This window comes from Marinifilum sp. D737, from assembly GCF_026672275.1.
In the GTDB taxonomy this organism is placed as follows: domain Bacteria; phylum Bacteroidota; class Bacteroidia; order Bacteroidales; family Marinifilaceae; genus Marinifilum.
In genome coordinates this window covers 78,686-102,453 of record NZ_JANQCD010000002.1, presented here as the reverse complement: position 1 = coordinate 102,453, position 23,768 = coordinate 78,686, and the positions used below count along the sequence as shown (strand labels likewise).

Below are 23,768 nucleotides of genomic sequence, written 5' to 3'. Positions count from 1 at the left end.
TTATCATTGTTTACTGTTCACTGTTCATTGTTTATAAAATTGATTTCCGATTATTTTTAAGCCATCAAGAGTCAAATCAGGTTCATGGTGATCAAAACAATCAATTACCGGAAGCATAACTTTCGATAAACCACCAGTTGCAATCACTCTTGTATCGCCTTCTAATTCAGATTTGATTTCCTTCAAAAGATATTCAACCAAACCTTTGTATCCCATTACAATTCCTGCTTGTAGTGCGTGTGTGGTATTTTTACCAATGCATGACGGAGGAACTGCGATGTCAACATTGGGCAGCTTTGCAGTATTCTGCGATAAAGATGCCATGGCAGTTTTTAAACCAGGCGCAATGCTTACGCCAAGTAGGTTTCCATCTGCTTTAATGGCAGTAAAAGTAAGTGCTGTACCAAAATCAACCACAATACAATTGCCTTTGTATTTGTTGTGAGCTGCAACTGCATTTGCCACCAAATCGGTTCCTATCTCGTAAGGATTTTTAATTCCGATATTTAGTTTCGGATAAAGCTCAGGTCCAACCACCAATGGTTCTTTTCCGAAAAGCTTTTTAATCATCTCCCGAATTGGCAGAATCAGTGAAGGAACCACACTACTCACTACGATTTTATCAACCTCTTCGAGTTTAATGTTTCGGCTTGAAAGTAAGGTACGATAGATTACTTCGTACTCATCGGCAGTTTTATTGGCAACCGTATGAATTCTAAATTGTTCTGTCCAATGGTTGTTGTCCGATAAACCACAAACCACATTCGAGTTTCCTATATCAATGGCTAATAACATCTGTTTGTAAATGATTTTAATTCTAATTTACTCTGTTTTTTTCTTTTCCGTCAATTAAAAAGGAAATGATATTCTCACTGGCCTCTTTGCCCATTTCTATTCTGGTTTCAATTGTTGCTGTTCCAATATGCGGAACTACAACTACATTCTCCATTTGCAATAGTTCAGGATGGATTTTGGGTTCGTGTTCAAACACATCCAAAGCAGCTCCCGCTATTGTGTTTCTTTTTAGTGCATCCACAAGTTCCTGTTCGTTTACCACTGGTCCTCGTGCAGTATTAATGAGCAATGCTGTTTCTTTCATCAGCTCCAATTCTTTTTCCCCAATTAGATGATGGGTTTCATCGGTTAATGGGCAATTCAGGGAAACCACATCCGACTGTTCCAACAAATCAGTAAAATTAAGATACTGATAGCTTGAATTGTCTATTTTGTTACGATTGTAGTACACTACCTTCATGCCAAAAGCTTCGGCTTTTTTGGCAACAGACTTTCCAATTTTACCCATGCCTACAATGCCTAGTGTTTTCCCGTGCAATCCGCTTCCCAGGTTCTTCATTACGCCCCATTCAAAATCAGGATTGGTCTTTAATCCATAATGACATTTGGCAATGCCTCTGGAAAGAGATAAGATCAAGGCCAGGCAAAGTTCAGCTGTAGGCTCACAAACTGCTTCTGGCGTATTACAAACCACAATTCCTTTTTTGCCAGCCGTTTCAATATCGATATTGTTAAAACCTACTCCGTAATTGCTGATAATTTTCAATTGCTTGCCAGCTTCAATTACCTCTTTGGGAATTTCCTTGTTGAATATCGACAAGAGTGCGATACAGCCCGGGATTCGTTCAATTAATTCTTCCGTTGAGAAAAATTCTTTGTCAGGATATATTAAATCAAAATCTTTTTCAAGCTCCAAAAGTCCTTGAGGAGGAATAGAATAAGCGATGAGGATTTTGTCTTTCACAATGTAATTTTTAGTGATGATTTCAATTCTGAAATTTAATGAATCATTGCATATAAACACTGCTGCGACTGAAAAAACTGCAATTTCTGATTAATACTCATAGTATTCCATAGTATAGAGTAACCGCAAATTATATCATAAAGGCGATTCTGATAGCTATTGGGATTGAATAGTAATCGGTATTACTTTTCTCGCAGATTCTCGCAAATTAATATCCTCAGATTTATGCAGATAAAGATTGTTTTTCATTGCTATCCGATAAAATTGGTAACAACTCTTGAATCTCTCTTTTTACTTGCTTTATCCTTAATGTCGCCACCTCCGGGGCTTAATTTTTATCTATGCCACATTCTGCCATATTATCGCCTTTAACAAGGCTCCGATAAATCCCGTAAGGATGTTATTATGGTAGTTGTGAATTGAATACAATATAAAGTACCAGAGGTACGATATTAGGTTTTAGCTTTTCTGATTTTTTTCGGACCGTAATGATTGTTTTTGATATTCTGCGAAGTCAATAGCTATCAGAGATAGTGAAATATTTTTAAATGAGTTTGCTGATATGGAATCATTAAAATTCGATTATTAATGCTTTCTTCGTAGCTTTGCGATATTATCATATCGACAAAATAAACACTACATACTACATGATACTATTGGATAAACCTTACGTTTCCAAATTCTTAAAGGAAACAATAGTAAAATATGACTTTCCTGCCTTAGATACCGGAAATATCACGGAGCATGGAGAACTAAGTCTGATAAGCCCTGAAGAAATTATTAAGAATTTTCAGAATGATTCGAATAGCAGATTGTATACCAATTCTGAAAATTCAATCAACTGGGTGGTGAAGAATTTGGGCTTTACCAAATTGCCAGAGTACATTAATGTTTTCAAAAATAAGGTTGAGTTTCGCAAGCTGATTCAGAAAATGTATCCCAATTTTTTCTTTCGCGAAGTGGGTCTGAAAGAGTTGGATGCAATTAAACTGGAAGAATTGCCAATGCCATTTATTATTAAGCCTGCAGTTGGTTTCTTAAGTTTGGGAGTTCACAAAGTATTGAATCAGGAAGATTGGGCGCGAGTAAAACAACTGATTAAAGATGAGTTTACCGAGGCTCAAAGCTTGTTTCCAATTGAGGTGGTAAATGCTTCCAGTTTTCTGATTGAAGAAATTATTGAAGGGGAAGAGTTTGCTTTTGATGCCTATTTCGATGAAGTGGGAGAGGCTACATTGTTAGGGATTTCGAAACACTTATTTTCTTCGGATACCGATGTAAGCGACAGGGTTTATTACACATCCAAGGAAACCATCAAGCAATATCTTGAACCTTTTACCCAATTTGTTCAGCAGCTTGGTAAGGAAGCCAATTTGAAAAACTTCCCGGTGCATGTTGAAGTGCGTGTAGACAAAAATGGAGTATTGATTCCGATTGAAGTCAACCCAATGCGTTTTGGTGGATGGTGTACTACTGCTGACCTAACTTATTTTGCAGCCAAACTGAATCCTTATCACTGTTTCTTAAAAAATATCAAACCAGATTGGAAGCAGGTATTGGAGGAGATGGATGATGAAATTTACTCCTTGGTTATTTTAGACAATTCAACAGGTATTCCTTCAAAAGAAATTGCAAGTTTCAATTACGATGCTTTGTTGGGTAAATTTGTTCAACCATTGGAACTGAGAAAGGTGGATTACAAAATGTATTCTATTTTTGGAATGTTGTATACCAAAACTCCGAAGAATCAATTTTTGGAAATCGAAGAAATTCTAACTTCAGATTTAAAGGAGTTTGTAGAATAATAGATTTATAAGGATTATAAGTGAAGCCAAACTTGAAGATGTTAACAGAAATGCTAATGCTTCAGGTTTGGCTTCATATTTGTTTGGAGATAAGACTTGTAATTAATTGTTTATCTTCTTTTTTAGCTTGTTGAATCCTTTTGTAACCTCTTTGCCAATCTCTTTCGACTCTTTTTTCAACTGTTTTGATTCATTCCCGATCTCTTTTCCTAATTTTTTAAAATCTTTTTTTAGGTTCCTGATCCATTGTTTATGTTTAAGCTCCGACTTCGCAAGCTTAATACGATTCTCGGTCTCTTTAAAAACTGCCTTCTGACCTTTTTTAATACTCTCAACAAGTTTGTTAACTTTTACTTCCACAGAACCGGATTCAACATCAACTTCAAGATCGTTTTCGGTTGATTTGGCATTGAATTTTGTTCCAAGAACTTTTACCTCACCTGTTTCAGTTTTTACAATAAAAGGATTGCTCCCCTTTTTAACTTCGTAGAAAACTTCACCCTTTTGTTTTACGATTCTCTCCGTAAAATTCTGATTAAATTCCACAGAGCTGTTTTTATTCAAGTATGCAAACGAACCATCAGGAAAATTCACGGTTTCATAATTATCATCTGTTGATATTTTAACTTTTGAGCAAGAGCTAAATAATAAGGCTAGTATCAATAATACTTGTAGATTTGGTTTAATGTTTTTCATAGTGTAAAATTTTAGCTTACAAAAATAGCAAAATGGATTAAAGCATACTTTTTTAATAATTGCATTAATTATTAAATTCACCGACATGAAAGAATTTTGGGACGAAAGATATAGTCAGGATCAATTTGCCTATGGTGAAGAACCAAATGCATACCTGAGAGAGAAATTGCCTCATTTAAAGGCTGGCAAAGTATTGTTTCCGGCAGAAGGTGAGGGAAGAAATGCTGTATTTGCAGCTCAGTTGGGTTGGCAAGTATCGGCATTCGATTATAGTGCGAAGGGAAAAGAAAAAGCCGAAGAGTTGGCCAGTAAAAAAAATGTGAAGATTGATTATAGCTTAAGTGGTTTTTTAGAGGAAAGCTACGAAAAGGAAGAATTCCATGCCATTTGTATGACCTTTGTACATTTCGATCCGAAGATTAAAACGGAAATGCACAAACGACTGGACAGTTATCTAAAACCAGGCGGGCATATTATTTTCGAAGCATTTAGCAAAGAGCATCGTGAAATAAACAAAGTAAATCCTGATGCGGGTGGACCCAAAGACATCGATATGATGTATTCTATAGAGGAAATTGAACGCGATTTTAGCAATTACGATGTCATCGAGCTAAAGAAGGAGATGGTACATCTGAATGAAGGATTCGGACATGTGGGGGAGAGTTCCTTAATTCGATTTATTGGGAAGAAAAGATTCAATATTGACTAGTTGGAATTTATAGGTAAGAAACTTGGATAAGTTGCTAGTGTGAAATTGCAACAAAGCAATGGAAAAACTTCCGCTACTGCCGAGTTCTCTCGTTTGATTCAATCTTTAATATGGGACAGGATTAAATCTCTCAGCAGTAGGGGAAGTTAAATTGCGCTATAGGCTTATGCATTATAGTTTGTGCAGGATATCTTTTTTTCTTTGCATACTGTGTAGCAATTTGCTACCATGTTCTAGAAAGTTTTCAACATCTGATTCTTCATATAACCATTTATTGGTTTCTACACCTACAACCATTTTTCCTTTTAACTCTTTCACGAACTGAAGGTAATCGTTCTCAATGATCACTTTTAGCGGATTCGTTCTTTCAGTCATTTTTAAAAAATGCTTAACGGCTGTTGCATTTACGATTCGTAAAGGGATATCGCTCGATTTGGATGAAATGGTAACATTTTCATCAATGTAATGATTTCCTGTTTTGCGCTTGTTGGATGTTAGAAACTTATCCAGCCAGTCTTTCTTTGTCATTTTAAGCTCAAGAGGTTCTGGTATGTCAATAAGGCCATACAAACCTGTATAGGTACAATTCATATAAGCTTTGGTTCCAAAGGAATCGTAAGCGCAAAAGAACAAATTGTCCTTTTTAAATATTACGAATTTGGTATTTAAAACCGGATCAGAAGGAAAGAAATGAAACCGTCTGTCATTCGTGTGAGTGTCATAATCCAATCCATGTTTTTTAGGATAGTCTACCAATATATCAAATGCACTTCGTTCTTCCATGGCTTATTGTTTTTTGATGTTTTTGTTCAATCTACAAATATGTATTTATACCCTCATTTTGGGATGTAATGTACACGTATCTGCTTGTGAATGTACAAAACAATAGTCCTTTTGCAAAGAATTTTAAGTTAGATTGGGGAGAGGTAATAAGAAATTCGATAAGTGCGCCTATTGTACGCCAAACTCTCGTTTTCACCAGTTTTTTATTGCATCCAAATTGTATCCTTTTTGAGATGCTATTATTTCATTCAATTCATCAGGGATTGCACCTTTCTCATGGACTTCAGCATTAATTAAATTGCTGAATGTTTCGGATAATTCATTTGCTCCAATTTTACGATAACCTTCAATAAGTTCTTTAATGCTATCCTCCTTATAATGATTTACAGAACTATCGATAGCTTCCATATCACAATAAACTTCTGCCTCTGAAATTAGATAGATTATTCTTTCATAAGCAATCATTCCATCCAGTTCAAAACTTTCTCCATTGTCAATGATCTTGTTTATTGTAGTGTCAAAATCCATAGTGGTAAATACTTACTGGTTCAAAAAACTAAGAAATTCTATTAAGGACAGATCCCCTTCGTTTCGTGCAGCAGCTTGGGGGATAGAATCGCTCACCGAAGAGATATTACATGTGAATGTTCATCTTATCTTTTTCACTATAATGTGTTCTAAGATAATGATAAAGAGTTTCAATATTTTTATCGTAGGTATCTACAATCTTAAGCTTTTTATTTTTAAAAACTAAATTCAATTTCCTGACACGAACTCGATAGGTATTTAGGGTATCATGCCAATATTCTAGATCGTTTAGATCATAAGTTCTCTTAGAAAATAGCTTAGAAACTACTACAATGTTTTTATTCAGTTTTATTGTAGAATAGCTGTTTAGGATAAAGAAAATGTAGTATACACAGAATAAGTTACCAGATATAAGAAGGACTTTCCCAATTGTACTTTCCAAACTATCCCAAAGGAAAATTGTTAGACCAAGAAAAGCTATAAATATGAATACACTATAAAGAGTGAATAAGAATATTTTCATAGGTTTAATTTGTATTAATCATTCATTGAGTTGGTGTGTAGTTGGTGATAGATTGCAATTCCATAACATCACTAATCCACATGATCCTTGAAATTACGATACTTTCCTTCAATTTGCAGTGTTGATTGTAGGGTATTGTTACTGTCCATTTTTATTGTGAATAGATATTTATGATACGACCAATAATCACTTTTAAACTGCTTGTAGGTATTAACTCTTTGACCCAAATACGAAACGATAAAGTAATTGTGTCCTCTTTCATTAATCTTGTTGGTAAGCTGTTCTCCATTATAGAATGCAATTTTTGATGGCGGAAAGGAATTTTGCCATTCAATCTTAATGCTATCCCTTTGAATTAGTGAATCGCTCACTACATGTATTTCGTTGGTATTCCATTTTGCTTTCCAATTTCTCTGATAAGATTTGAAATTGGAAAAGAAAACTGCAAGCCCCAATATGAGAATAAAGAGTAAAACCAAGGGTGGGAGAAAAACCACTGCTTTCAACTTTTCTTCTCGGTAACCAAAACCAAAAACTGGTTTTTCATTCAGTACTTTTTCAATTATTTTTTGATACCATTTAAACATTTAAAGTGTTTCTTTCTTATGCTTTATGTAGTTCAGTTTTTTTTGTCATGGGTATTGATTAAAATGAATGGAAGAATTCCGATGAATCAATACCCATGAAAATGAAAGATGGAATAAAGCCATCGCGCATTTCAAATTCTGTTTAAACAGAATAATCGCACGGGAAAGATATATACGATATTTTGATTTCCATATAGTTTTTAATGTATAATTTATATTAATTCTTACTGTTTAGAATTTTAATGTTTTTTACATTTGTTTTTTTGCTTGTAATCAATATTATCTTAAATGAAAAAAATAAGTCTACTCCTCTTGGTTTTGCTCTTTTTTCAGCAAATGGGAAAGCCTAATTCTATTCAGGTTAAAAACAACGAGAAAGATACGATCAGTACCATTGAAAACGATAAATTAAGCAGTAAGGATTTTCTGCCGGGGAACAATCATTCCATTCAGGATTTAATCAATGGTAAATTTTCTGGTGTTAGGGTAATTTCCAACAGTGCTGATCCGGGGGCATCTTTTAGCATCATATCAAGAGGTTACTCACGTCTTTATGAATTGGATCATCCATTGGTTTATGTTGATGGTATACCCATGTATGTTGAGCCTGATGGATTTGGGAATTTCTTAAATGTCATCGACCCTCAGAATGTGGAGAGTATTCAGTTTTTAAAAAATGGGAATGAGATTGTGCCCTATGGCTATAGTGCAGGTAATGGGGTGTTGTTGATTTCCACCAAGCATTCCAATAGCAAAAAGCCTATTTCCATTCGCTTTAGCAACACCGCTTCCATTTTAAGCAATACCAATATTGTGGATGTTTTAAACGCTACTCAGTACAAAAAAGCTTTGTCAGAACATCTGCCAGCTAATTCCGATTACAAAAGTCAACTTGGCAATTCAAATACAAACTGGCAGGATGAAGTCCTTCAAAATGCTTTTGGACACCATCAGCACCTTAGCCTATCTGGTTTGTTGGGCAAAACCTCCTACAGAATAGCTGGTGGGCACAACAAACAGGAGGGGATTTTAAAGAATTCGGATTATAGCCGTTGGACTGCCAGCCTGCAGTTAAACCGAAAACTATTGGATGATCAGCTTGCCTTAAGTTTGGGATATCAAACAGCAAAAATCGATCACGAATTTGGTAATCAAAAAGCTTATGAGGCTGCTGTTCTTTTTGATCCTACGCAAGCATCCTCTTCCAGAGAGGATATCTACAGGAATGAATACAATACCATTTATAATCCAGTAAAAATGCTTCAGATGTCGGGTAATGGGACAGACCAAAGAAATTGGAACCTGAATTTTAAAGCAGATTACAACTTGCCATTTTTAAAAGGGATGAAGGCATCTTTCCTGATTGGGAAAAACAAATCGGATGACAATTGGAATCGCTATGCCATCAGTAATCATTATTCAAGTGGTAACCAATGGACCTCTGCTAATGGTGAATCATACGAAATGAATACCACCATTATTAAGGCAGGTATCGATTATCATACCCGAATTAATGATGTCCTGTCAGGATTAAATATTGGCATAGGATATATTAAAGAGAAAGATAAACTTAGAACTGGAAAAGTATCTTATGAATCGATGGGTTCTGCTTCTGATGTGATCCAGGATCCAAACACAAACTCACACCAAAATTATTCTTACAATGTGGATCGAAAGATTAAATCATTGTATGGCTTGGTATCCTTGGAGTTGTGGGAACGACTTACACTTGGAGGAAATTATAGGTTGGATGCAGGTGAGAAGTGGGATCAGAATGTCAAGTCGGCCTCCTTTGATGTGAACTATCAGGTATTGAAAAAAGACAAGAGCTCTGTTTTAAATACTTTAGAGCTAAGGATGGGCTATGCCATACTTGGTAAGACTGGAGATGAGATGATAAGAAAACAAGTGGGTCGTGAGCATACAACAAACTTTGGGATAGATCTTTCATTTTTAAACAACAGATTAAGTGCCAGCATAGAAGGGTATATCCTGAAGCATAAAAATGTATTTTTCGAAGAAAATTATCATTCAATGCTTGGCGATCAGGCAATAATTATGAATTCAGCTCAGATTGAAAACAAAGGATTTGAGTTGAGCTTACAAGCAACTCCTGTTGTAAACGATAAAATAAATTGGAATCTGCAATGCAACATTGCCTGCAATAAAAACAAGTTGATTCAGCTTGATGAGAATGGTGCACGGAATACGTATTACAATCAGCAGGGTAGATTCTTTAAAGTTGGGGAAGAGCTATACTCCTTTTACTTGTATCCTCAGGTTTATGGTCCCAATGGAAAGCCACTTGAAAATTCGGGAGAGCTTAGAATGTATAAATCTGCGGCACCAAAAGTAATGTTTGGTTTCTCATCACAGTTCACTTATAAACAATGGGATGCTGCATTCACCCTAAGAGGGAATATTGGGAATTACACCTATGATGCGGTTGCAGCACAAAGAGGCTATTATGGAAATGCTCCATTCAATATGCACAAAAGTGTGTTGGAAACTGATTTTACCAGGCAACATGCCAGCTCTGATTATTACCTGAATAATGCCTCTTTTGTTCGTATGGAGAACATTAGCATTGGCTATTCCATTCCGAAACTTTTTGGCAAGGATATCAAGACACGCATTTATGCTACAGCCAGAAATGTATTTACCATTACAGGCTACGATGGCTTAAAGCTGGATACAGCATATGGGATAGATGCTCAAACACTAGCACAAGCAAGATCAGTGGCCCTGGGTTTTCAGTTGGATTTTTAGGTGAGAAACAATCATTCAAGGCAAAATCATAAAAAAAACCTCACCCGAACATTTCGGGTGAGGTTTTTTTTATGGTTGTTGTTCTATCTGGTTTTCCTTGTTATTCTCAGCTGCTGCACGAAACGAAGTTCGATGAAGTCAATCCTCTAGTGTGGTTTTTGTGGCAATGGAACGCGATAGAATCGCACACCAGCAGGAGCTTTGCCCTATTTCTTCATTTGATTAACTCATTTAATCCTATTACGATTAATATGGCAAAAACTCCTAACACGATAAAATATCCTAATGCCTTTAAATTTAATTTAAGAATCTTATGGCATTTCCATAAAATTGAAAACAGGATTGCCAATACAATGCCTGAAATTAGATATTTATTTACGCCTAATTTTAGAGCAATCCTTGTTTCATCTTGCAATAAAACAATACCGCCAAAAACAATTGAGTAAAAACGTGAAAACACTGCTACAAACACAAATGAATAAGCAAGGATTGATTTTGTTTTCCAAACAACAAAAGAAAAAAGCAATGCCTGAATAATAGTAAACAATGGACCTCCTATTGCAGACCACAAAGCATGGGAAGCATCCTTAAAATTGCCATTACTGGTTGTCGAATTGTTTAAACTTAAGGTCATATCATTACCTAATATTTCTCCAAAAGTCCAGTGTCCGAACTCGTGAAAAAAGAATGTAAAAAAAGCGATTGGCAAAAATAATATGATGATTTTCCAATCAATCTGGCTCTCTTTTAAATCTTTGCTTATTCTTAGGGGAACAATGGCATTCATTTTAGGGATCTTTTTGGTTTTGCTTTTTCAAAAGGATTAAAACTCTGATACCGTATGAGTTCTATCATTTGGTTTTATTTTGGCGATGGAACGCGATTAAATTAAACACCAGAAGTGGTTTTTAATTCTAATCTTGACTCCATGTAATGGTTTTAAAATCATAATTTGTTGTCTGCTCGTTGCTTATTAATATTTGCACATAATCTCTAAATAAACACAAGTGCGTTTATTTCGATTATATCTTAATTAAAATGTGTGTTTATATCCCATTTAGGTATGTAATGCACAACTAGTTTTGTTTCCGCTCATCAATTTACAAAACAATCATCCTTTTACAAAGGCTTTTATATTGTTATTTAAGTCTAAACTTTTGACATTAAAAGTTTTAACGTTATTTATTGAGTTTTTTACGTTAAAACCTGTGTATTCAACGTTGAAAGCTGAGCCTGCAACATTGTTAGCTGAAGTTTCAATATTAAAAGTTCGACTTTCAACCTAAGAAGCTGACTTTTTAATCAAAAAACATGTCCTTTAGATATAAAAATAGCAGTATAAACCATTAAAACTTAAGCTTTCAACATTAAAGCCTTAGCTTTTAATATCAAAAACTCAATTTTAATGATGCAAACTGAACTTTAAAGGTTGAAATGTCACCTTTTAACATTAAATCTTCATGTTTTTACGTTAATCCTTTAACTTTCCCTTCTCCCCAAAAACTTAAAATACTGAATCAGCAACAAGGAAATGCCACTACAAACAGCATATCCTGCAAAAACAGGTAGGGCAGTTGCATCAATAAATCGGCCAATAAAGGTAGCAATGGGTACTGCCATTACCGTTCCGATAAAACCAAACAGGGCGGCTCCAATGCCGGCTATGTGTCCCATGGGTTGCATGGCCAGTGCGTTGATGTTTCCGAAAATGAAACCAACACAAAATAGCATGCCCACAAAAAATAATAGGAGAATGCCAATATCAGGATTGGGCTTGCCGAAAAACAAGAGTACGTAGCATGAAGAAATACAGAAAAGGAGTGTGGTAAAGCTTTGTGCCAGCTTTAACATGCCAAAACGAATTACAAAACTTCCGTTTAAAAAGGTGGATAGACCAATTACAACGGCGATTCCTGAGAAAATAAATGGAAACTCTTCAACCAATCCGTATTGCTCCTGGAATATCTGCTGGCTAGAGCTCAGATACACCATAAAGGCCGATAGAATTAGGCCAGACATAAAGGTGAAAATTAAGGATTGTTTGTGCTTGGTAAACTCCTTAATTCCGTTTGAGAAAAGCGATAGAGTGAGCTTCCTTCGGTTTTCAAGCTTTAGGGTTTCCTGCTGTCGTTGCCACAACCACAAAATTACAAACAGACCGAATAGCAGCTGGCTCGAAAAGATGGATTCCCATCCAAAGGAGTCGAGCATGATCTTGCCAAATGATGGGGCTACAATGGGTGCCAGAATAAAGATTACCGTAACAAAGGACATGATTTTGGCCATATAATCTCCCACAAATCGGTCGCGCACCATGGCGGTGGCAACGGTTCGGGGTGCCGATAAGCCAATTCCCTGAAGAAAACGTCCTGCAATCATCATCTCCATGCTCGAAGCGTAAATGCATAGCATGCTGGATAATGCAAACAAGGAAAAGCCAATATAAATGGTGTTTTTTCGACCAATACTATCCGATAAGGGACCTGAAAGCAATTGTCCGAAACCCATTCCTAAAAATATCATCGTAATCAGCAACTGATTGTTCTTCGGATCGCTTATGCCAATGGTTTTGGCAATTTCGGGCAAGCCGGGAAGCAAGGCATCTATCGATAGGGATGCCAGGGACATCAAAGAGGCCATGATGATGATAAATTCGGTATCTGATTTTCTTTTGATTTGCATAGGGATATTACATTTCGAACAAGCGTGCAAAGCTACTTATTATTTCGATACTGAAACCTGTTTTGTGAATAGCGAATGATTTGCCTTTCTATGAAAGGAATAAGGCCACAAGTGCCACAAGCAGTATGGGCCAAATCAGCAAAAGAACAGATAGGTTTCTTTGGTTTTCGTATAGTTTTTTGCTTAAAATCAGGTTGGCAATTAAATACAAAGGATAGGCATTAATGGCAATAAACAAAGCAGATGCATTGCCATTGGGATCATCAAATAAATATAAGCTCACGTAAAAAACAAGCGGCCAGGCCAATATTGGCAATAAGCTTACTACTTGTAAAATTCTATAGGCAAGTGTCTTTTTCATTTTTGAGGATGATTGGATTGAAATCAATAGATGTTGCAGTGGATGTTTTTGGCTGAAACACCATTAAAATTGGGACACGAAGATAGAAATTTATGACTGAAATATTCTGTTTTGCTTTGTTCTGGGGTAAATAGGAGGGGACAGACTACTTGTTTATTTGCTCATCCTCTTGTTTTTTCTTGAACCAATTCTTAGGATTAAAGTAGGATTTGTATTTTATGAAAAGCTCTTTCCCAACCAATACGCCTCCCCCCCAAAACAATACTTCTCCAATAATTAAAGAAATGGTTGAAAGGGTAATCTTGGTTTTGGCTTCCAATTCCATAAACGGAATTACAGGTAAGATTAAAAAGAATGGTATACAAAGAACCATTAAAAATATTCCCAATTTGATTTGCCAGTTCTTTTTTTTCATGCTGTTTGTGTTCTTATATTTTCTCCAACACCAAAGCAATTCCTTGTCCAACGCCAATACACATGGTGCAAAGTGCATATTTGGCATCGGAGTGAATCAATTGGTAATAGGCTGATGTGGTGATGCGGGCTCCGCTCATGCCCAGCGGATGACCTAAGGCAATGGCACCTCCCAAAGGATTAATGCGTGGGTCATCATCTGCCAGACCCAATTCACGGGTACAAGCAAGAGATTGAGCTGCAAAGGCCTCGTTCAATTCAATAATATCCATATCATCAAGATGCAGTCCGGTAAGTTGTAGCACTTTTTGGGTAGCGCTTACCGGTCCCATGCCCATAATTCTTGGCAGAACACCAGCAGTAGCCATGCCCAATATCTTCACTTTAGGAGCGAGATGATATTTCTTTACGGCCTGTTCTGAAGCCAGTAGCATGGCAGCCGCTCCATCGTTTACTCCTGAAGCATTTCCTGCGCTTACGCATCCATTGGGGCCAGAAATAGATTTTAGGCTTGCCAGTTTTTCCAAAGAAGAAAGTCTTGGGTGTTCGTCGGCGGAAAAGAGGATGGGATCTGCTTTTCGTTGTGGGATTTCCACGGGGACAATCTCGTGAGCCAAACTCCCATTTTTTTGTGCATTGCGTGCTTTTTCCTGGCTCCATCGTGCAAACTTGTCCTGATCTTCGCGGGAGATTGAAAAATCGTCGGCAATGTTTTGTGCCGTTTGAATCATACCTTCGGTACCATACATCTGGTCTAGTTTTTTATTCACAAATCGCCAGCCAATGGTGGTATCTTCCAGTTTGTGGCTTCGTCCGAAAGCTGTTTCTGCTTTTCCCATTACAAAAGGTGCTCTCGACATGCTTTCCACACCTCCTGCAATCATCAAATTTGCTTCCCCTGCTTTTATGGCCCTGGCTGCACTTCCAATGGCATCCATTCCCGATCCGCACAGGCGATTGATGGTAGCTGCCGAAACGGTTTCAGGAAAACCAGCCAAAAGGGTAGCCATTCTTGCTACATTTCGATTGTCTTCTCCCGCCTGGTTGGCACAGCCCATTAAAACGTCATCAATGGCAGACCAATCCATTTCCGGATTTCTATTCATTAATGCTTTTAAAGGAATGGCTGCTAAATCATCGGTTCGAACAGAGGCTAGTGAGCCTGCATATTTTCCTACAGGTGTTCTTATGGCATCGCAGATATAAACATTTTTCATCATTCGCTTGTGTTTGGAGCTTGGTTAGGTATCAGAAACTTATTTTACTTATTTGGCAAACTGATGAATTTCAGCTTTGTATTTTTTTAATCCATTGTATAAGGATTGAGATAGACGATCTACTTCTGCCTGTGTGATGGTGGTGGCAAACATACAAGCGAAGGTGTTGATCAAAATCAGGTTTTCGTGAAGGAAAAGATAGTCGAGAAGGTCTACAATTACTTTTCTTTCTTCCGGAGCCTGATAGGTTTCACGGTAATTGCGTGGCTGTTTGTGGCGAAAATGTAAACGGAACATCGATCCTGCTCCCGTTATTACAACAGGCACATCGGCCAATTGAATGGCTTCCTGTATTTGCTCTTTAGCAATTGCTGCCATTTTATTGATGTCATCCACTGCCTTCCTATCGTACAATTGCATGGCTGTTTTTCCTGCAATCATGGTAACCGGATTGGCCGAGAAAGTGCCCGAATGAGGCTGTTTAATTACTTTTCGAGAGGGATCGAATACCGACATGATTTTTGCTGCTCCTGCAATGGCACCAACGGGGAATCCACCGCCTATAATTTTTCCAAGAGCAGTCATGTCGGGCTTTACAGGATATAAATACTGTGCGCCACTATAGCTTACACGATAGGTTACCACCTCGTCGAATACCAAAAGCACTTTGTTTTTTCGGGTCCAATTGTAAATAGCCAGCAAAAACTTTTCCTCAATTGGGTACATTCCAACCCGATGAGAAACCGGATCGATCAACACGCAGGCCAGTTCATTTTTATTGGCTTCCAGTAAATTGATCGTGCGTTCAATGTCATTGTATGGGAATACAATGACATCTTTTTTTACACTGTCGGGTGTGCCATAGGTTACCGGAACCGAATTTGGTTTATCGATATCTCCCCAGTTTTGAGGTTCTGCTATTTGGCTGATTTCTGCAAAATCGTAGGTGCCATGGTAGGCTCCTTCGGCCTTGGCAATTTTAGGTCGGCCTGTATAAGCTCGGGCTGCTTTTATCATTGACATTACTGCCTCGGTGCCTGAGTTCACAAACCTAATTTTTTCGAACTCCTTGTTTCTTTCCACCAACAACTCACCAAACTCTACTTCTACCTCACTTCCCAGTGTATAGGCGGTTCCGTTTTGCATTTGTTCGGTAACGGCATCTACAATTACAGGATGGGAGTGCCCATGAATCAAGGATGCCATATTGTTGGCAAAATCAATTCGGGTATTGCCATCGATATCGGTTACATAGCTGCCTTTTGCCTGGGCCACATAGAAAGGATGAGGACGGCGGAAAATGGTGTTTCTGCTTACGCCTCCGGTAATTACTTTTTTGGCTCTCTTGTAGAGTTTTAGGCTTGATTTATAATTTACATTATCAGCATTTTCCATGATGATTGCAGAGTTTAGTTTATTGATATAGTTTGGCTTCGGTATGTTTCTGTAAATATTCAAAATCAACATTGGGCCCTAATTTTCTTACATAAAGTCCCTCGTCTTTCACATCGATTATGGCCAGGTTTGTATAAATGCTTTCCACAACCCCCTTACCGGTAAGTGGATAGCTGCATTGATTCAGGATTTTGGCTTTGCCATCTTTGGTATTGTGCTGTGTAATTACCAGTATTCTTTTTACACCTGCTACCAAATCCATTGCTCCGCCTACTGCAGGAATTGCATTGGCAGCACCTGTTGACCAGTTGGCCAAATCCCCATTTTTAGAGATTTGCATGGCACCTAACACACACACATCAATATGGCCGCCTCTAATCATGGTAAAGCTATCGGCATGATGAAAGAAGCAAGCACCAGGTATGGTGGTTACAGGTTTTTTGCCTGCGTTTATCAATTCAGGATCTTCTTGTCCGGCCATAGGTACTGCGCCCATTCCCAACAATCCATTTTCAGTCTGATAGATCAGTTCACGACCTTCGGGAACAAAGTCGGCCACCATTTCGGGCATGCCAATTCCGAGGTTTACATAGGAGCCATCGGGAATGTCCATTGCTACATTTTGTGCCATTTCCGTTTTGCTCCAGCCGATATTTATCTGCTTTTCTACCATGGGTATGTAAGTTTTTGTGACACCAATTCCGATTCATTGGCAGGCTTGGAAACTTCGATAATGTGATTCACGAAAATTCCAGGTGTTACCACGATTTCAGGATCTATTGCACCTGCTTCCACAATTTTTCTGGCCTGAACAATACTTGTTTTGGCAGCAGTACACATGATAGGCCCGAAATTACGTGCAGTGGCATGATAGGTTAAATTGCCATACCGATCAGCCAGTTCGCATTTTACCAGTGAGAAATCGGCTTTTATGCCTTTTTCCAACACATATTCAATTCCATCAAACACTCTGCATTCCTTGCCTTTAGCCAAAGGTGTATTTACCGAAGCAGGGGTGTAGAATGCAGGAATGCCGGCCCCGCCAGCTCTGATTCTTTCTGCTAAGGTGCCTTGTGGTACCAGCTCCAATTCTATTTCTCCCGCATTGTAGAGTTCCGGAAATACGGTTGAGTTGGCAGTTCGAGGAAATGAACAGATCATCTTTTTCACTCTTCTTTGTTCGATTAAGGCTGCCAGTCCTACATTTCCACTTCCTGTATTGTTGCTCACTACGGTCAAATCTTTTGCCCCCTGATCGATTAAGGCATGAATCAATTCAATGGGACTGCCTGCTTCACCAAAGCCGCTAATCATTATGGTAGCTCCATCGTGAATGTTTTGTACGGCTTCGGCTAAGGATTGTACTGTCTTGTTAATCATAGAACAGAAATGCTTTTGTTTGAACAATATTCTATTTTCTCTCTAATTGTTTTTCTATGGCTTCTAATTCATCTGTATAGAAATATTTATCTCCTTCAAATGGTTTTAGTTTTTCAATGGTGTTTTGCTTGTCGTCGAATTCTGCCAAATACACTCTATCCATCCATTCCATATTTCTGGCTTCGTTGAATTTAAGTGCAAAAGCTGTTTTTCCGTTTACCTCTACAGTTCCCAGCATCGAGGCTTTTCCAGCTGACGAGGTCATGGAGATATATCTGGAAGGTCGACCAACCGATGGAAGGCTTCTGTAGATTTGACTAAATACCTTATTGATATCTGCCAATGGTGCAGTGAAATAATGGTGCTCTCCTGTTGGACGGGCATAGTACATCGAGTGGAAACCAACTCCCAGCATCATGAGCACATGTCCCAGGTCTATCCAGTTTTGAGCCGATTTATCGATGTCAATACCTCCATTTTCATCCGGGAACAAGCTGATGTGTTTCATGATTGGACTCTGACTTTTAACCGTTATTCCTGTAGTTCTTAATCGCCGAACAGCCGCAATGGTGGTCAGGTTCATCAATTCTTTTGGGCCAGAGAAATGTCCCATCCAAATTACTTGAATGCCATGGTCGATTAATTCTTTGTAGAGTGCTAATGTGTTATCAAAACTTGGTTTGATGATCATTTGAGGGTCGAAGGTCAAACCCCTGGAAGCCATGCGTATGTTTCTGATATGCGACAATTCAGGATCGGTGGTAAATGGCAATAAATATTCTTTCAAACGGGAATATGGCATTAAGCCACCATCGCCACCAGTCAGCAAAATATCGGTTACCTCTTTGTGCTCTCTTAGGTAGCTATGAACCTGATCGATATCTTTCTGTATAAACATGTCTTCGTCGCCTCTTACCTGTGCATGGCGGAAACAGTAATTACAGAATGCAAAACAGCTTTGTGTGCTTTTATCAAATACAAGAAAGCATTGTGGATATTTGTGCTGGCTGCCATCCAGTATTTCAAAATCGCCATGTTCATTTTCGAAACATGCCTTATTCAGCAATTGTTTACCATCGTGCGGATTGGTATCGTGAATGTAATCCTCACAAATTTGTTGCTTTTCCTCTTCCGATTTGGCATTCCTGTATCTTTCCAGCAGTTCAGCTTTCATCATTCCGGGCTGAGGAAATACCAATTGAAAAACTGAATCATTTACGTAATCCTTCCAGTTGATGGTATTTAAAATGTGCTTGGTGGCCATAAATCGATATACGTTAATGAACAGCTCTCGTTCCTCGATGTAGCCAATATCAATACCATTGGCATTTAGAACAGATATGATTTCTCTAAAACCATCAATGCCTGTGTAACGATTTTTACTGGTGGTAAACATTGGTGCACTTTCCTCTTTTAAGATAGAGTATTGTGGAAAGCAGTGATGTAATTTATTGATGAGGCTTGCAGGCAATAGCTCTTCTTTTTCGATGATTTGGACTGCATTTTCACCAATTCCGTGATGAGCAAATTGTTTGGTAAAATCAATTTTTTCTGAATGTAACATGTATAACTATTTTACGATGAATAGTCAGGTTTAGCAGCAGGAGTAAGGACTCTTGCTTATTTTTAGTCCCATTGTTTGTAGGCTTTATTTGTATTTACAATACATATCAAATTAGCTTACAAGGTTTGCTGATTTGTATAGCCTTTAATGGGTTACATGTAATCAAGTTACAACAAAAACTGATATTATTAAATGCATTTTTTTGCAAATAAAAAACCTTCTCTGTTTTTCAGAGAAGGTTCAAATTATATTGATGTCAATACCTTACATGAAAGCTCCTATTCCACCTGCAATTGACATGATCAGAAATGCCAGAACATAGAAGGATAAAAGTATAATGCTTAAAATACCAATAAACTTATAGTGTTTTTTCAAATACTTAAATGCCAGGCTTAACTGTTCACTGTCTTCGCCGTAAATGGCAGTTTTTGAGTGTTTTGAGAATTTGTAAAGGTAAAAAATAGGGAAGAAGTACAATACGCCCAAAAGCAAGTAAAATACTCCCATTACAATTCCACTTCCCTTAAATGGTAGGTTGCCTGCCATGGCACCAAACATGCTTGCCATAAAAACTGCGGCAATTAGTAGTATTCCCAGAAAAACAAATCCAAGTATGGAAAAAAACATGGTCCATTTTCGGGTTTCATTTAAGTAAATTACCGATTGTGCCGTTAGCTCTATTGGCTTGGCTTCTCTTCCTTCGTTATTTTGCATGTTTCAAGGGTTTTGTTTAAAAAAAATAATCAGCTTAAAATAATTATTTCTTTTTAATTTTTGATGATAATATGAGGGGCTGTTTCAATAAAATTGAGATCATTTAAAAAGCTTTGTGTAAAAATGAGTAAGGAGTGTAAATAAATGCTTACCTTGCAGCACCTTTCTGTCTTGAGTGAAGTAGGCCAATCTATTATCTGAATCGATTCATTAAGGCTGTTTTAATAATTAATGTATCACTAAAAAATTGTATGGGAAGATCGCAAGAGACTTATAACAAAAAAGAAAAAGAGAAAAGAAAACTCCAGAAGAGAAAAGAGAAAGAAGCTCGTAAAGAAGCTCGTAAAGAAGCAGGTGGAAAAAGTAGTCTGGATGACATGATTGCTTATGTGGATGAGTTTGGAAACATTACATCAACGCCGCCAGATCCACAGAAGAAAAAAGAAGAGATTAAAGCCGAAGACATTGTATTAGGAGCACGTAATAGTGGCGATTTTGCAGAGGAAGAAGGAAAAAGGCAAGGAGTTGTTAATTTCTTTAATGATAGCAAAGGCTACGGTTTTATTAAGGATCTAAATACTGGAGATAGTATTTTTGTACACGTAAACGGATTGGTTGACACCATTAAGGAGAACGATAAGGTAGAGTTCGACACTGAGCGTGGCCCTAAAGGAATGAATGCCGTAAATGTTACTTTAAAAAAGTAACTATCAAATAATACTATTTATACCGCGTCATTAGTGCGTGGTATAATGCCGATGTCTTGATGTGGCTTTAAGATATTTGTAATCTTAAAGTGATTGTATAATCAATGTCACCAAATAATCGGTTTAAAATTTAGACAATAAAAAAAAGCACCTCTAGAGGTGCTTTTTCAATTTCTTATAAAGGTGTAGCGATTATTCAATCACTCTTACATTTACTGCGTTTAAACCTTTTCTTCCGTTTTCAACATCGTATTCAACTTTGTCGTTTTCTCTGATCTCGTCAACAAGACCTGATACGTGTACGAAAACATCATCACCTTGATCAGCTGGTTTGATAAAACCAAAACCTTTTGATTCGTTAAAGAATTTTACTGTTCCTTCCATTGTAATTAAATTAAAATAATAATTTGAAATAAGTCTTAGTTCTTAATAACTCCCGTATACTCCTGTTAATTTAATTCCTGGAATGGAATAGCAACAAATAATATTGAAATTAAAAGAGTCGATTATAAATTCGACCTATGACTTTATATCGAGCCAAAGGTAGGTAAAAAAATGATACTTAAAAGAAAAAACTTTTAAATTGATTAATTTTATAAAGATTAGATAATGAGAAGGTTGAAAGAATTAACCGTTTATAGCCAACCATTCTTTGTCTAAAATGGCATAAATTACATCATCTACCCACTTTTCATTGATTAAAATACTTTCCTTAAAATGGGCTTCTTTTCTAAAACCAAGTCTTTCCATTAGTCGAATTGAGGCTGTATTTAGCGGATCAACCGAAGCGGAAATTCTATGCTTCTTCAAATTGCAAATTAAATGGTTGATTATAGCACTTACAGCTTCTCTTGCATAAGCTTTTCGGTGGTATTTTTTATTTATGGTACATCCAATTTCTACCTGGTGATTGTCGCCATCCAGAAAGTGAACACCAAAATCGCCGATCATTTCATTCGATTCTTTAAGTATAATTGCAAATTGATACCAGGTTCCTGTTTCGTTATACTCTTCGGCAATCCTGTTTTTTATGAAGTGCTGGCAATCTTCCAATGCATATGGAATCCAGCCTTGGTATTTATTGGTTTCCGCATCCGATCGGTAGGAGTAGAATGCTTCGGCATGTTTCATCTCCAGTTTTTCGAGCACAAGACGTTTTGTTTCAAGTTTCATTTCAGATTAGGTTTTACTGTTACTTATCTAACTCTCCAAATACCCTTTTCAGAATATTGCTGACACGTTTTAAAGGATCTTTCCTAATCTGTTTTTCTTCTTCTGCAACTTTTAAAAACAGGGCATCCAAAGCTTTTTGGGTAACGTAATCATCTAATTTTGTATTCACAGGTTGCAGATTTGCCAATTTACCGGCAAAACTACCTGCCACCTTATTGTAATTGCTGGTAAGCAGGTTCCACGATTCGTTGGTAGAAATGTTTGCTACCAGTTTTTTATCGAGTGAAGCCTTAACTTTTGGCATGAATAAATCTTTTAGCTTATCGGATGTTTTGCCTTTTAGATATTGGGTTGCTGCATCATCACTGCCTTTTAAAATACCAAAAGCATCTGCAATGGTCATTTCTGTAATGGCCGAAGCAAAAATAGGTGCTGCTTCTTTTACTGCATCTTCGGCAGCACGGTTTAATCTTATTTCTACTTTTTCAATTAAATCCTTGCCTCCAGGAATCATGCTAATATTCTTCGATATTTTTTGTGCTTCGGGAGGAAGAAGAATCTTTACCAATTCATCTTTGTAAAAGCCATCTTCAACCGACAAAATATTGGCCGCATTCACACTTCCTACTCTTAAGGCTTCTTTTAAACCAGTGGATACTTCACCGTCGGTTAGAGGTCGGTACTGTTCCAAATTATACTGATCCATTACGGCTTGCATTTCGGCGCAAGACCAAAGCATTGTAGAAATTATAATTAGATAAAAGTATTTTTTCATTCTGTGATTAAATTTTGGTTCCTGGTAATAATTGAAGCTCCAAGGTATCAAAAATTGAAACAATAAAAAATCCCTTGTGTGAACAAGGGATGTAAATCTCTAGGGGAGAGATTTATAAAACATGGATTATTCAGTTAAAGCTTCCATAAAATCTTCAACATCACCTGGGGTGCTCATAATTTTCATGAAAGTACCCATGGTAAGTTCAGGCCAGTACAATGCGAAACGGTATTTTCCATGTAGCATGGTAACTTCCTTGTTCTGAAGGATGATTTCATATGGCATAGCAGCAATGTGGTCTTCACCAATAATTGGCAGGAAGTGTTTTTCTCCACTTTCCTGATCAAGCAATCCTACACCAAAAACAGCAACGTTTTCATTTGTGAATACCTGTTCATAAATCAACTTGGTATTACCTTTTTCTGCATTTAGGTTTTTACGAATTTTTGCGACTCCAGCTTCAAAACTTTCAAACTCGTTAAGTTCTACCGGATCTTTAAAATAAGGCATCATTATTTTATAATGATATTTTTTTAAAGCAACAGTTTTTACTTCCCCACCAAAAGCTGTAAACTCGTTTCCGAAATTTTTAAGAGCATTTTTTACATCTGTTGTAACTTTATTATAGGCACTCTTGTCTGTTTCGTAATTGCTAAGGTAAGCACAAAACATATAGTCAGGATTTAGCATACTTATTGTAGTTTGCTCTCCTTTTTTCACCAAGCCAAGTTTTAATACACTTGCCAGGGCACCTCTGTCTTTTGATTCTAAGCAAAGCTCCTGTAAATCATTTCTTGTAAAACAAACAACATGTAGGTTGTTGTTTGATTCTGGTGCATATTCACCTACAATTTCAAAATCACTAGCCTTTAGTTGGTTTTTAATATCTTCAGTTAATATAGCTATATTTTCTGTTGATTTTCCAACTCTTAGGAAAGGCGAAAGTGTTGATTTTTGTGCAGCTCCAGTTTGAACTGCTGCAAAAAAGCTTAATAATAATAGTATGTTTCTCATTTGATTAGTTATTTGTAGTTATAAAGATGTTTAGAGTTTGCAATATATAAATATGAAAACATCTAGAATGTGTCATGTTGAATATTTTATATTTTTAGCAATTGTATTGAATTTAATTTGTGACAGATGTGCTGTAAATATTAGGGTGTAGAGTTATTTGAATTAAAATTAAATTGTATTGGGAATACTTTGTGTCTTCATCTATTTTTCGGA

24 protein-coding genes are annotated in these 23,768 nt (G+C 37.0%); 4 read left to right on the top strand and 20 right to left on the bottom strand.

What is annotated here, in order from left to right:
- Window positions 1-24: 24 nt before the first annotated feature.
- Window positions 25-795 (bottom strand): type III pantothenate kinase, encoded by a 771-nt coding sequence (locus tag NQ163_RS02735; protein ID WP_120241530.1) that lies wholly within the window; start codon window positions 793-795, stop codon window positions 25-27.
- A gap of 22 nt (window positions 796-817) precedes the next feature.
- Complete coding sequence (locus NQ163_RS02730; RefSeq protein WP_268188765.1) at window positions 818-1,759, bottom strand: NAD(P)-dependent oxidoreductase; 942 nt, start codon at window positions 1,757-1,759, stop codon at window positions 818-820.
- A gap of 647 nt (window positions 1,760-2,406) precedes the next feature.
- On the opposite strand from NQ163_RS02730, the gene NQ163_RS02725 reads away from it, so the two are divergent.
- Window positions 2,407-3,564, top strand: coding sequence for an ATP-grasp domain-containing protein (locus NQ163_RS02725; protein WP_268188764.1), 1,158 nt, complete (start codon window positions 2,407-2,409; stop codon window positions 3,562-3,564).
- A gap of 102 nt (window positions 3,565-3,666) precedes the next feature.
- On the opposite strand, the gene NQ163_RS02720 is transcribed toward NQ163_RS02725, so the two are convergent.
- Window positions 3,667-4,260: a FecR family protein gene (locus NQ163_RS02720; protein ID WP_268188763.1), complete on the bottom strand. Its 594-nt coding sequence runs from the start codon at window positions 4,258-4,260 to the stop codon at window positions 3,667-3,669.
- Between the two features lie 85 nt (window positions 4,261-4,345).
- On the opposite strand from NQ163_RS02720, the gene NQ163_RS02715 reads away from it, so the two are divergent.
- The gene (locus NQ163_RS02715) at window positions 4,346-4,969 is read left to right on the top strand and encodes a class I SAM-dependent methyltransferase (RefSeq protein ID WP_268188762.1); all 624 of its coding nucleotides are present in this window, start codon (window positions 4,346-4,348) and stop codon (window positions 4,967-4,969) included.
- 171 nt (window positions 4,970-5,140) lie between these two features.
- On the opposite strand, the gene NQ163_RS02710 is transcribed toward NQ163_RS02715, so the two are convergent.
- From NQ163_RS02710 to NQ163_RS02700, 3 genes are all read right to left on the bottom strand, one after another.
- On the bottom strand, window positions 5,141-5,752 hold the full coding sequence (locus NQ163_RS02710) for a hypothetical protein (protein ID WP_268188761.1): 612 nt from the start codon (window positions 5,750-5,752) through the stop codon (window positions 5,141-5,143).
- A gap of 192 nt (window positions 5,753-5,944) precedes the next feature.
- Entirely contained in the window at window positions 5,945-6,280 is a 336-nt protein-coding gene (locus tag NQ163_RS02705) for a hypothetical protein (RefSeq protein WP_268188760.1), read from the bottom strand.
- Between the two features lie 594 nt (window positions 6,281-6,874).
- Window positions 6,875-7,390, bottom strand: a complete 516-nt coding sequence (locus NQ163_RS02700) for a hypothetical protein (protein WP_268188759.1) — start codon at window positions 7,388-7,390, stop codon at window positions 6,875-6,877.
- 288 nt (window positions 7,391-7,678) lie between these two features.
- Here NQ163_RS02700 and NQ163_RS02695 point away from each other — a divergent pair, with 288 nt between their 5' ends.
- On the top strand, window positions 7,679-10,159 hold the full coding sequence (locus NQ163_RS02695; RefSeq protein ID WP_268188758.1) for a TonB-dependent receptor plug domain-containing protein: 2,481 nt from the start codon (window positions 7,679-7,681) through the stop codon (window positions 10,157-10,159).
- Window positions 10,160-10,373: 214 nt separating this feature from the next.
- Here the strand turns inward: NQ163_RS02695 and NQ163_RS02690 are convergent, their stop codons facing one another.
- The 10 genes from NQ163_RS02690 to NQ163_RS02645 all read right to left on the bottom strand — a co-directional run bounded on the left by NQ163_RS02690 (window position 10,374) and on the right by NQ163_RS02645 (window position 19,886).
- Complete coding sequence (locus NQ163_RS02690; RefSeq protein ID WP_268188757.1) at window positions 10,374-10,946, bottom strand: hypothetical protein; 573 nt, start codon at window positions 10,944-10,946, stop codon at window positions 10,374-10,376.
- Between the two features lie 692 nt (window positions 10,947-11,638).
- The gene (locus NQ163_RS02685) at window positions 11,639-12,841 is read right to left on the bottom strand and encodes a multidrug effflux MFS transporter (protein WP_120241519.1); all 1,203 of its coding nucleotides are present in this window, start codon (window positions 12,839-12,841) and stop codon (window positions 11,639-11,641) included.
- Between the two features lie 88 nt (window positions 12,842-12,929).
- On the bottom strand, window positions 12,930-13,202 hold the full coding sequence (locus tag NQ163_RS02680) for a hypothetical protein (protein WP_268188756.1): 273 nt from the start codon (window positions 13,200-13,202) through the stop codon (window positions 12,930-12,932).
- A gap of 145 nt (window positions 13,203-13,347) precedes the next feature.
- On the bottom strand, window positions 13,348-13,617 hold the full coding sequence (locus tag NQ163_RS02675; protein ID WP_268188755.1) for a transporter suffix domain-containing protein: 270 nt from the start codon (window positions 13,615-13,617) through the stop codon (window positions 13,348-13,350).
- Between the two features lie 13 nt (window positions 13,618-13,630).
- On the bottom strand, window positions 13,631-14,836 hold the full coding sequence (pcaF, locus tag NQ163_RS02670; protein WP_326493312.1) for a 3-oxoadipyl-CoA thiolase: 1,206 nt from the start codon (window positions 14,834-14,836) through the stop codon (window positions 13,631-13,633).
- 45 nt (window positions 14,837-14,881) lie between these two features.
- Entirely contained in the window at window positions 14,882-16,228 is a 1,347-nt protein-coding gene (locus tag NQ163_RS02665) for an aspartate aminotransferase family protein (RefSeq protein ID WP_268188754.1), read from the bottom strand.
- A 19-nt stretch (window positions 16,229-16,247) separates the two neighbouring features.
- Complete coding sequence (locus NQ163_RS02660) at window positions 16,248-16,901, bottom strand: 3-oxoacid CoA-transferase subunit B (protein WP_268188753.1); 654 nt, start codon at window positions 16,899-16,901, stop codon at window positions 16,248-16,250.
- Window positions 16,895-17,608 carry a 3-oxoacid CoA-transferase subunit A gene (locus NQ163_RS02655; RefSeq protein WP_268188752.1) on the bottom strand — a complete coding sequence of 238 codons (714 nt, stop codon included), beginning with the start codon at window positions 17,606-17,608 and terminating at the stop codon, window positions 16,895-16,897. The genes NQ163_RS02660 and NQ163_RS02655 overlap by 7 nt, the downstream gene beginning before the upstream one ends.
- 31 nt (window positions 17,609-17,639) lie before the next feature.
- Window positions 17,640-19,172: a hypothetical protein gene (locus NQ163_RS02650; RefSeq protein ID WP_268188751.1), complete on the bottom strand. Its 1,533-nt coding sequence runs from the start codon at window positions 19,170-19,172 to the stop codon at window positions 17,640-17,642.
- A gap of 264 nt (window positions 19,173-19,436) precedes the next feature.
- Window positions 19,437-19,886 carry a DUF5362 family protein gene (locus NQ163_RS02645; RefSeq protein WP_268188750.1) on the bottom strand — a complete coding sequence of 150 codons (450 nt, stop codon included), beginning with the start codon at window positions 19,884-19,886 and terminating at the stop codon, window positions 19,437-19,439.
- 251 nt (window positions 19,887-20,137) lie between these two features.
- Between NQ163_RS02645 and NQ163_RS02640 the strand changes: the two genes are divergently transcribed.
- Complete coding sequence (locus tag NQ163_RS02640; RefSeq protein WP_120241512.1) at window positions 20,138-20,593, top strand: cold-shock protein; 456 nt, start codon at window positions 20,138-20,140, stop codon at window positions 20,591-20,593.
- 192 nt (window positions 20,594-20,785) lie between these two features.
- Here the strand turns inward: NQ163_RS02640 and NQ163_RS02635 are convergent, their stop codons facing one another.
- The 4 genes from NQ163_RS02635 to NQ163_RS02620 form a co-directional block, all read right to left on the bottom strand.
- Window positions 20,786-20,977: a cold-shock protein gene (locus tag NQ163_RS02635; RefSeq protein ID WP_110360282.1), complete on the bottom strand. Its 192-nt coding sequence runs from the start codon at window positions 20,975-20,977 to the stop codon at window positions 20,786-20,788.
- 243 nt (window positions 20,978-21,220) lie between these two features.
- The gene (locus NQ163_RS02630; RefSeq protein WP_268188749.1) at window positions 21,221-21,766 is read right to left on the bottom strand and encodes a GNAT family N-acetyltransferase; all 546 of its coding nucleotides are present in this window, start codon (window positions 21,764-21,766) and stop codon (window positions 21,221-21,223) included.
- A 19-nt stretch (window positions 21,767-21,785) separates the two neighbouring features.
- Complete coding sequence (locus NQ163_RS02625) at window positions 21,786-22,541, bottom strand: DUF4197 domain-containing protein (protein ID WP_268188748.1); 756 nt, start codon at window positions 22,539-22,541, stop codon at window positions 21,786-21,788.
- Window positions 22,542-22,667: 126 nt separating this feature from the next.
- Complete coding sequence (locus NQ163_RS02620; RefSeq protein WP_268188747.1) at window positions 22,668-23,555, bottom strand: hypothetical protein; 888 nt, start codon at window positions 23,553-23,555, stop codon at window positions 22,668-22,670.
- Window positions 23,556-23,768 lie beyond the last annotated feature (213 nt).

Excerpts from the sequence above, each read along its gene's own strand:
- NQ163_RS02735 (WP_120241530.1), bottom strand. The coding sequence starts at position 795 with ATGTTATTAGCCATTGATATAGGAAACTCGAATGTGGTTTGTGGTTTA.
- NQ163_RS02725 (WP_268188764.1), top strand. The coding sequence starts at position 2,407 with ATGATACTATTGGATAAACCTTACGTTTCCAAATTCTTAAAGGAAACA.
- NQ163_RS02720 (WP_268188763.1), bottom strand. The coding sequence starts at position 4,260 with ATGAAAAACATTAAACCAAATCTACAAGTATTATTGATACTAGCCTTA.
- NQ163_RS02715 (WP_268188762.1), top strand. The coding sequence starts at position 4,346 with ATGAAAGAATTTTGGGACGAAAGATATAGTCAGGATCAATTTGCCTAT.
- NQ163_RS02710 (WP_268188761.1), bottom strand. The coding sequence starts at position 5,752 with ATGGAAGAACGAAGTGCATTTGATATATTGGTAGACTATCCTAAAAAA.
- NQ163_RS02705 (WP_268188760.1), bottom strand. The coding sequence starts at position 6,280 with ATGGATTTTGACACTACAATAAACAAGATCATTGACAATGGAGAAAGT.
- NQ163_RS02700 (WP_268188759.1), bottom strand. The coding sequence starts at position 7,390 with ATGTTTAAATGGTATCAAAAAATAATTGAAAAAGTACTGAATGAAAAA.
- NQ163_RS02695 (WP_268188758.1), top strand. The coding sequence starts at position 7,679 with ATGAAAAAAATAAGTCTACTCCTCTTGGTTTTGCTCTTTTTTCAGCAA.
- NQ163_RS02690 (WP_268188757.1), bottom strand. The coding sequence starts at position 10,946 with ATGAATGCCATTGTTCCCCTAAGAATAAGCAAAGATTTAAAAGAGAGC.
- NQ163_RS02685 (WP_120241519.1), bottom strand. The coding sequence starts at position 12,841 with ATGCAAATCAAAAGAAAATCAGATACCGAATTTATCATCATCATGGCC.
- NQ163_RS02680 (WP_268188756.1), bottom strand. The coding sequence starts at position 13,202 with ATGAAAAAGACACTTGCCTATAGAATTTTACAAGTAGTAAGCTTATTG.
- NQ163_RS02675 (WP_268188755.1), bottom strand. The coding sequence starts at position 13,617 with ATGAAAAAAAAGAACTGGCAAATCAAATTGGGAATATTTTTAATGGTT.
- pcaF (WP_326493312.1), bottom strand. The coding sequence starts at position 14,836 with ATGATGAAAAATGTTTATATCTGCGATGCCATAAGAACACCTGTAGGA.
- NQ163_RS02665 (WP_268188754.1), bottom strand. The coding sequence starts at position 16,228 with ATGGAAAATGCTGATAATGTAAATTATAAATCAAGCCTAAAACTCTAC.
- NQ163_RS02660 (WP_268188753.1), bottom strand. The coding sequence starts at position 16,901 with ATGGTAGAAAAGCAGATAAATATCGGCTGGAGCAAAACGGAAATGGCA.
- NQ163_RS02655 (WP_268188752.1), bottom strand. The coding sequence starts at position 17,608 with ATGATTAACAAGACAGTACAATCCTTAGCCGAAGCCGTACAAAACATT.
- NQ163_RS02650 (WP_268188751.1), bottom strand. The coding sequence starts at position 19,172 with ATGTTACATTCAGAAAAAATTGATTTTACCAAACAATTTGCTCATCAC.
- NQ163_RS02645 (WP_268188750.1), bottom strand. The coding sequence starts at position 19,886 with ATGCAAAATAACGAAGGAAGAGAAGCCAAGCCAATAGAGCTAACGGCA.
- NQ163_RS02640 (WP_120241512.1), top strand. The coding sequence starts at position 20,138 with ATGGGAAGATCGCAAGAGACTTATAACAAAAAAGAAAAAGAGAAAAGA.
- NQ163_RS02635 (WP_110360282.1), bottom strand. The coding sequence starts at position 20,977 with ATGGAAGGAACAGTAAAATTCTTTAACGAATCAAAAGGTTTTGGTTTT.
- NQ163_RS02630 (WP_268188749.1), bottom strand. The coding sequence starts at position 21,766 with ATGAAACTTGAAACAAAACGTCTTGTGCTCGAAAAACTGGAGATGAAA.
- NQ163_RS02625 (WP_268188748.1), bottom strand. The coding sequence starts at position 22,541 with ATGAAAAAATACTTTTATCTAATTATAATTTCTACAATGCTTTGGTCT.
- NQ163_RS02620 (WP_268188747.1), bottom strand. The coding sequence starts at position 23,555 with ATGAGAAACATACTATTATTATTAAGCTTTTTTGCAGCAGTTCAAACT.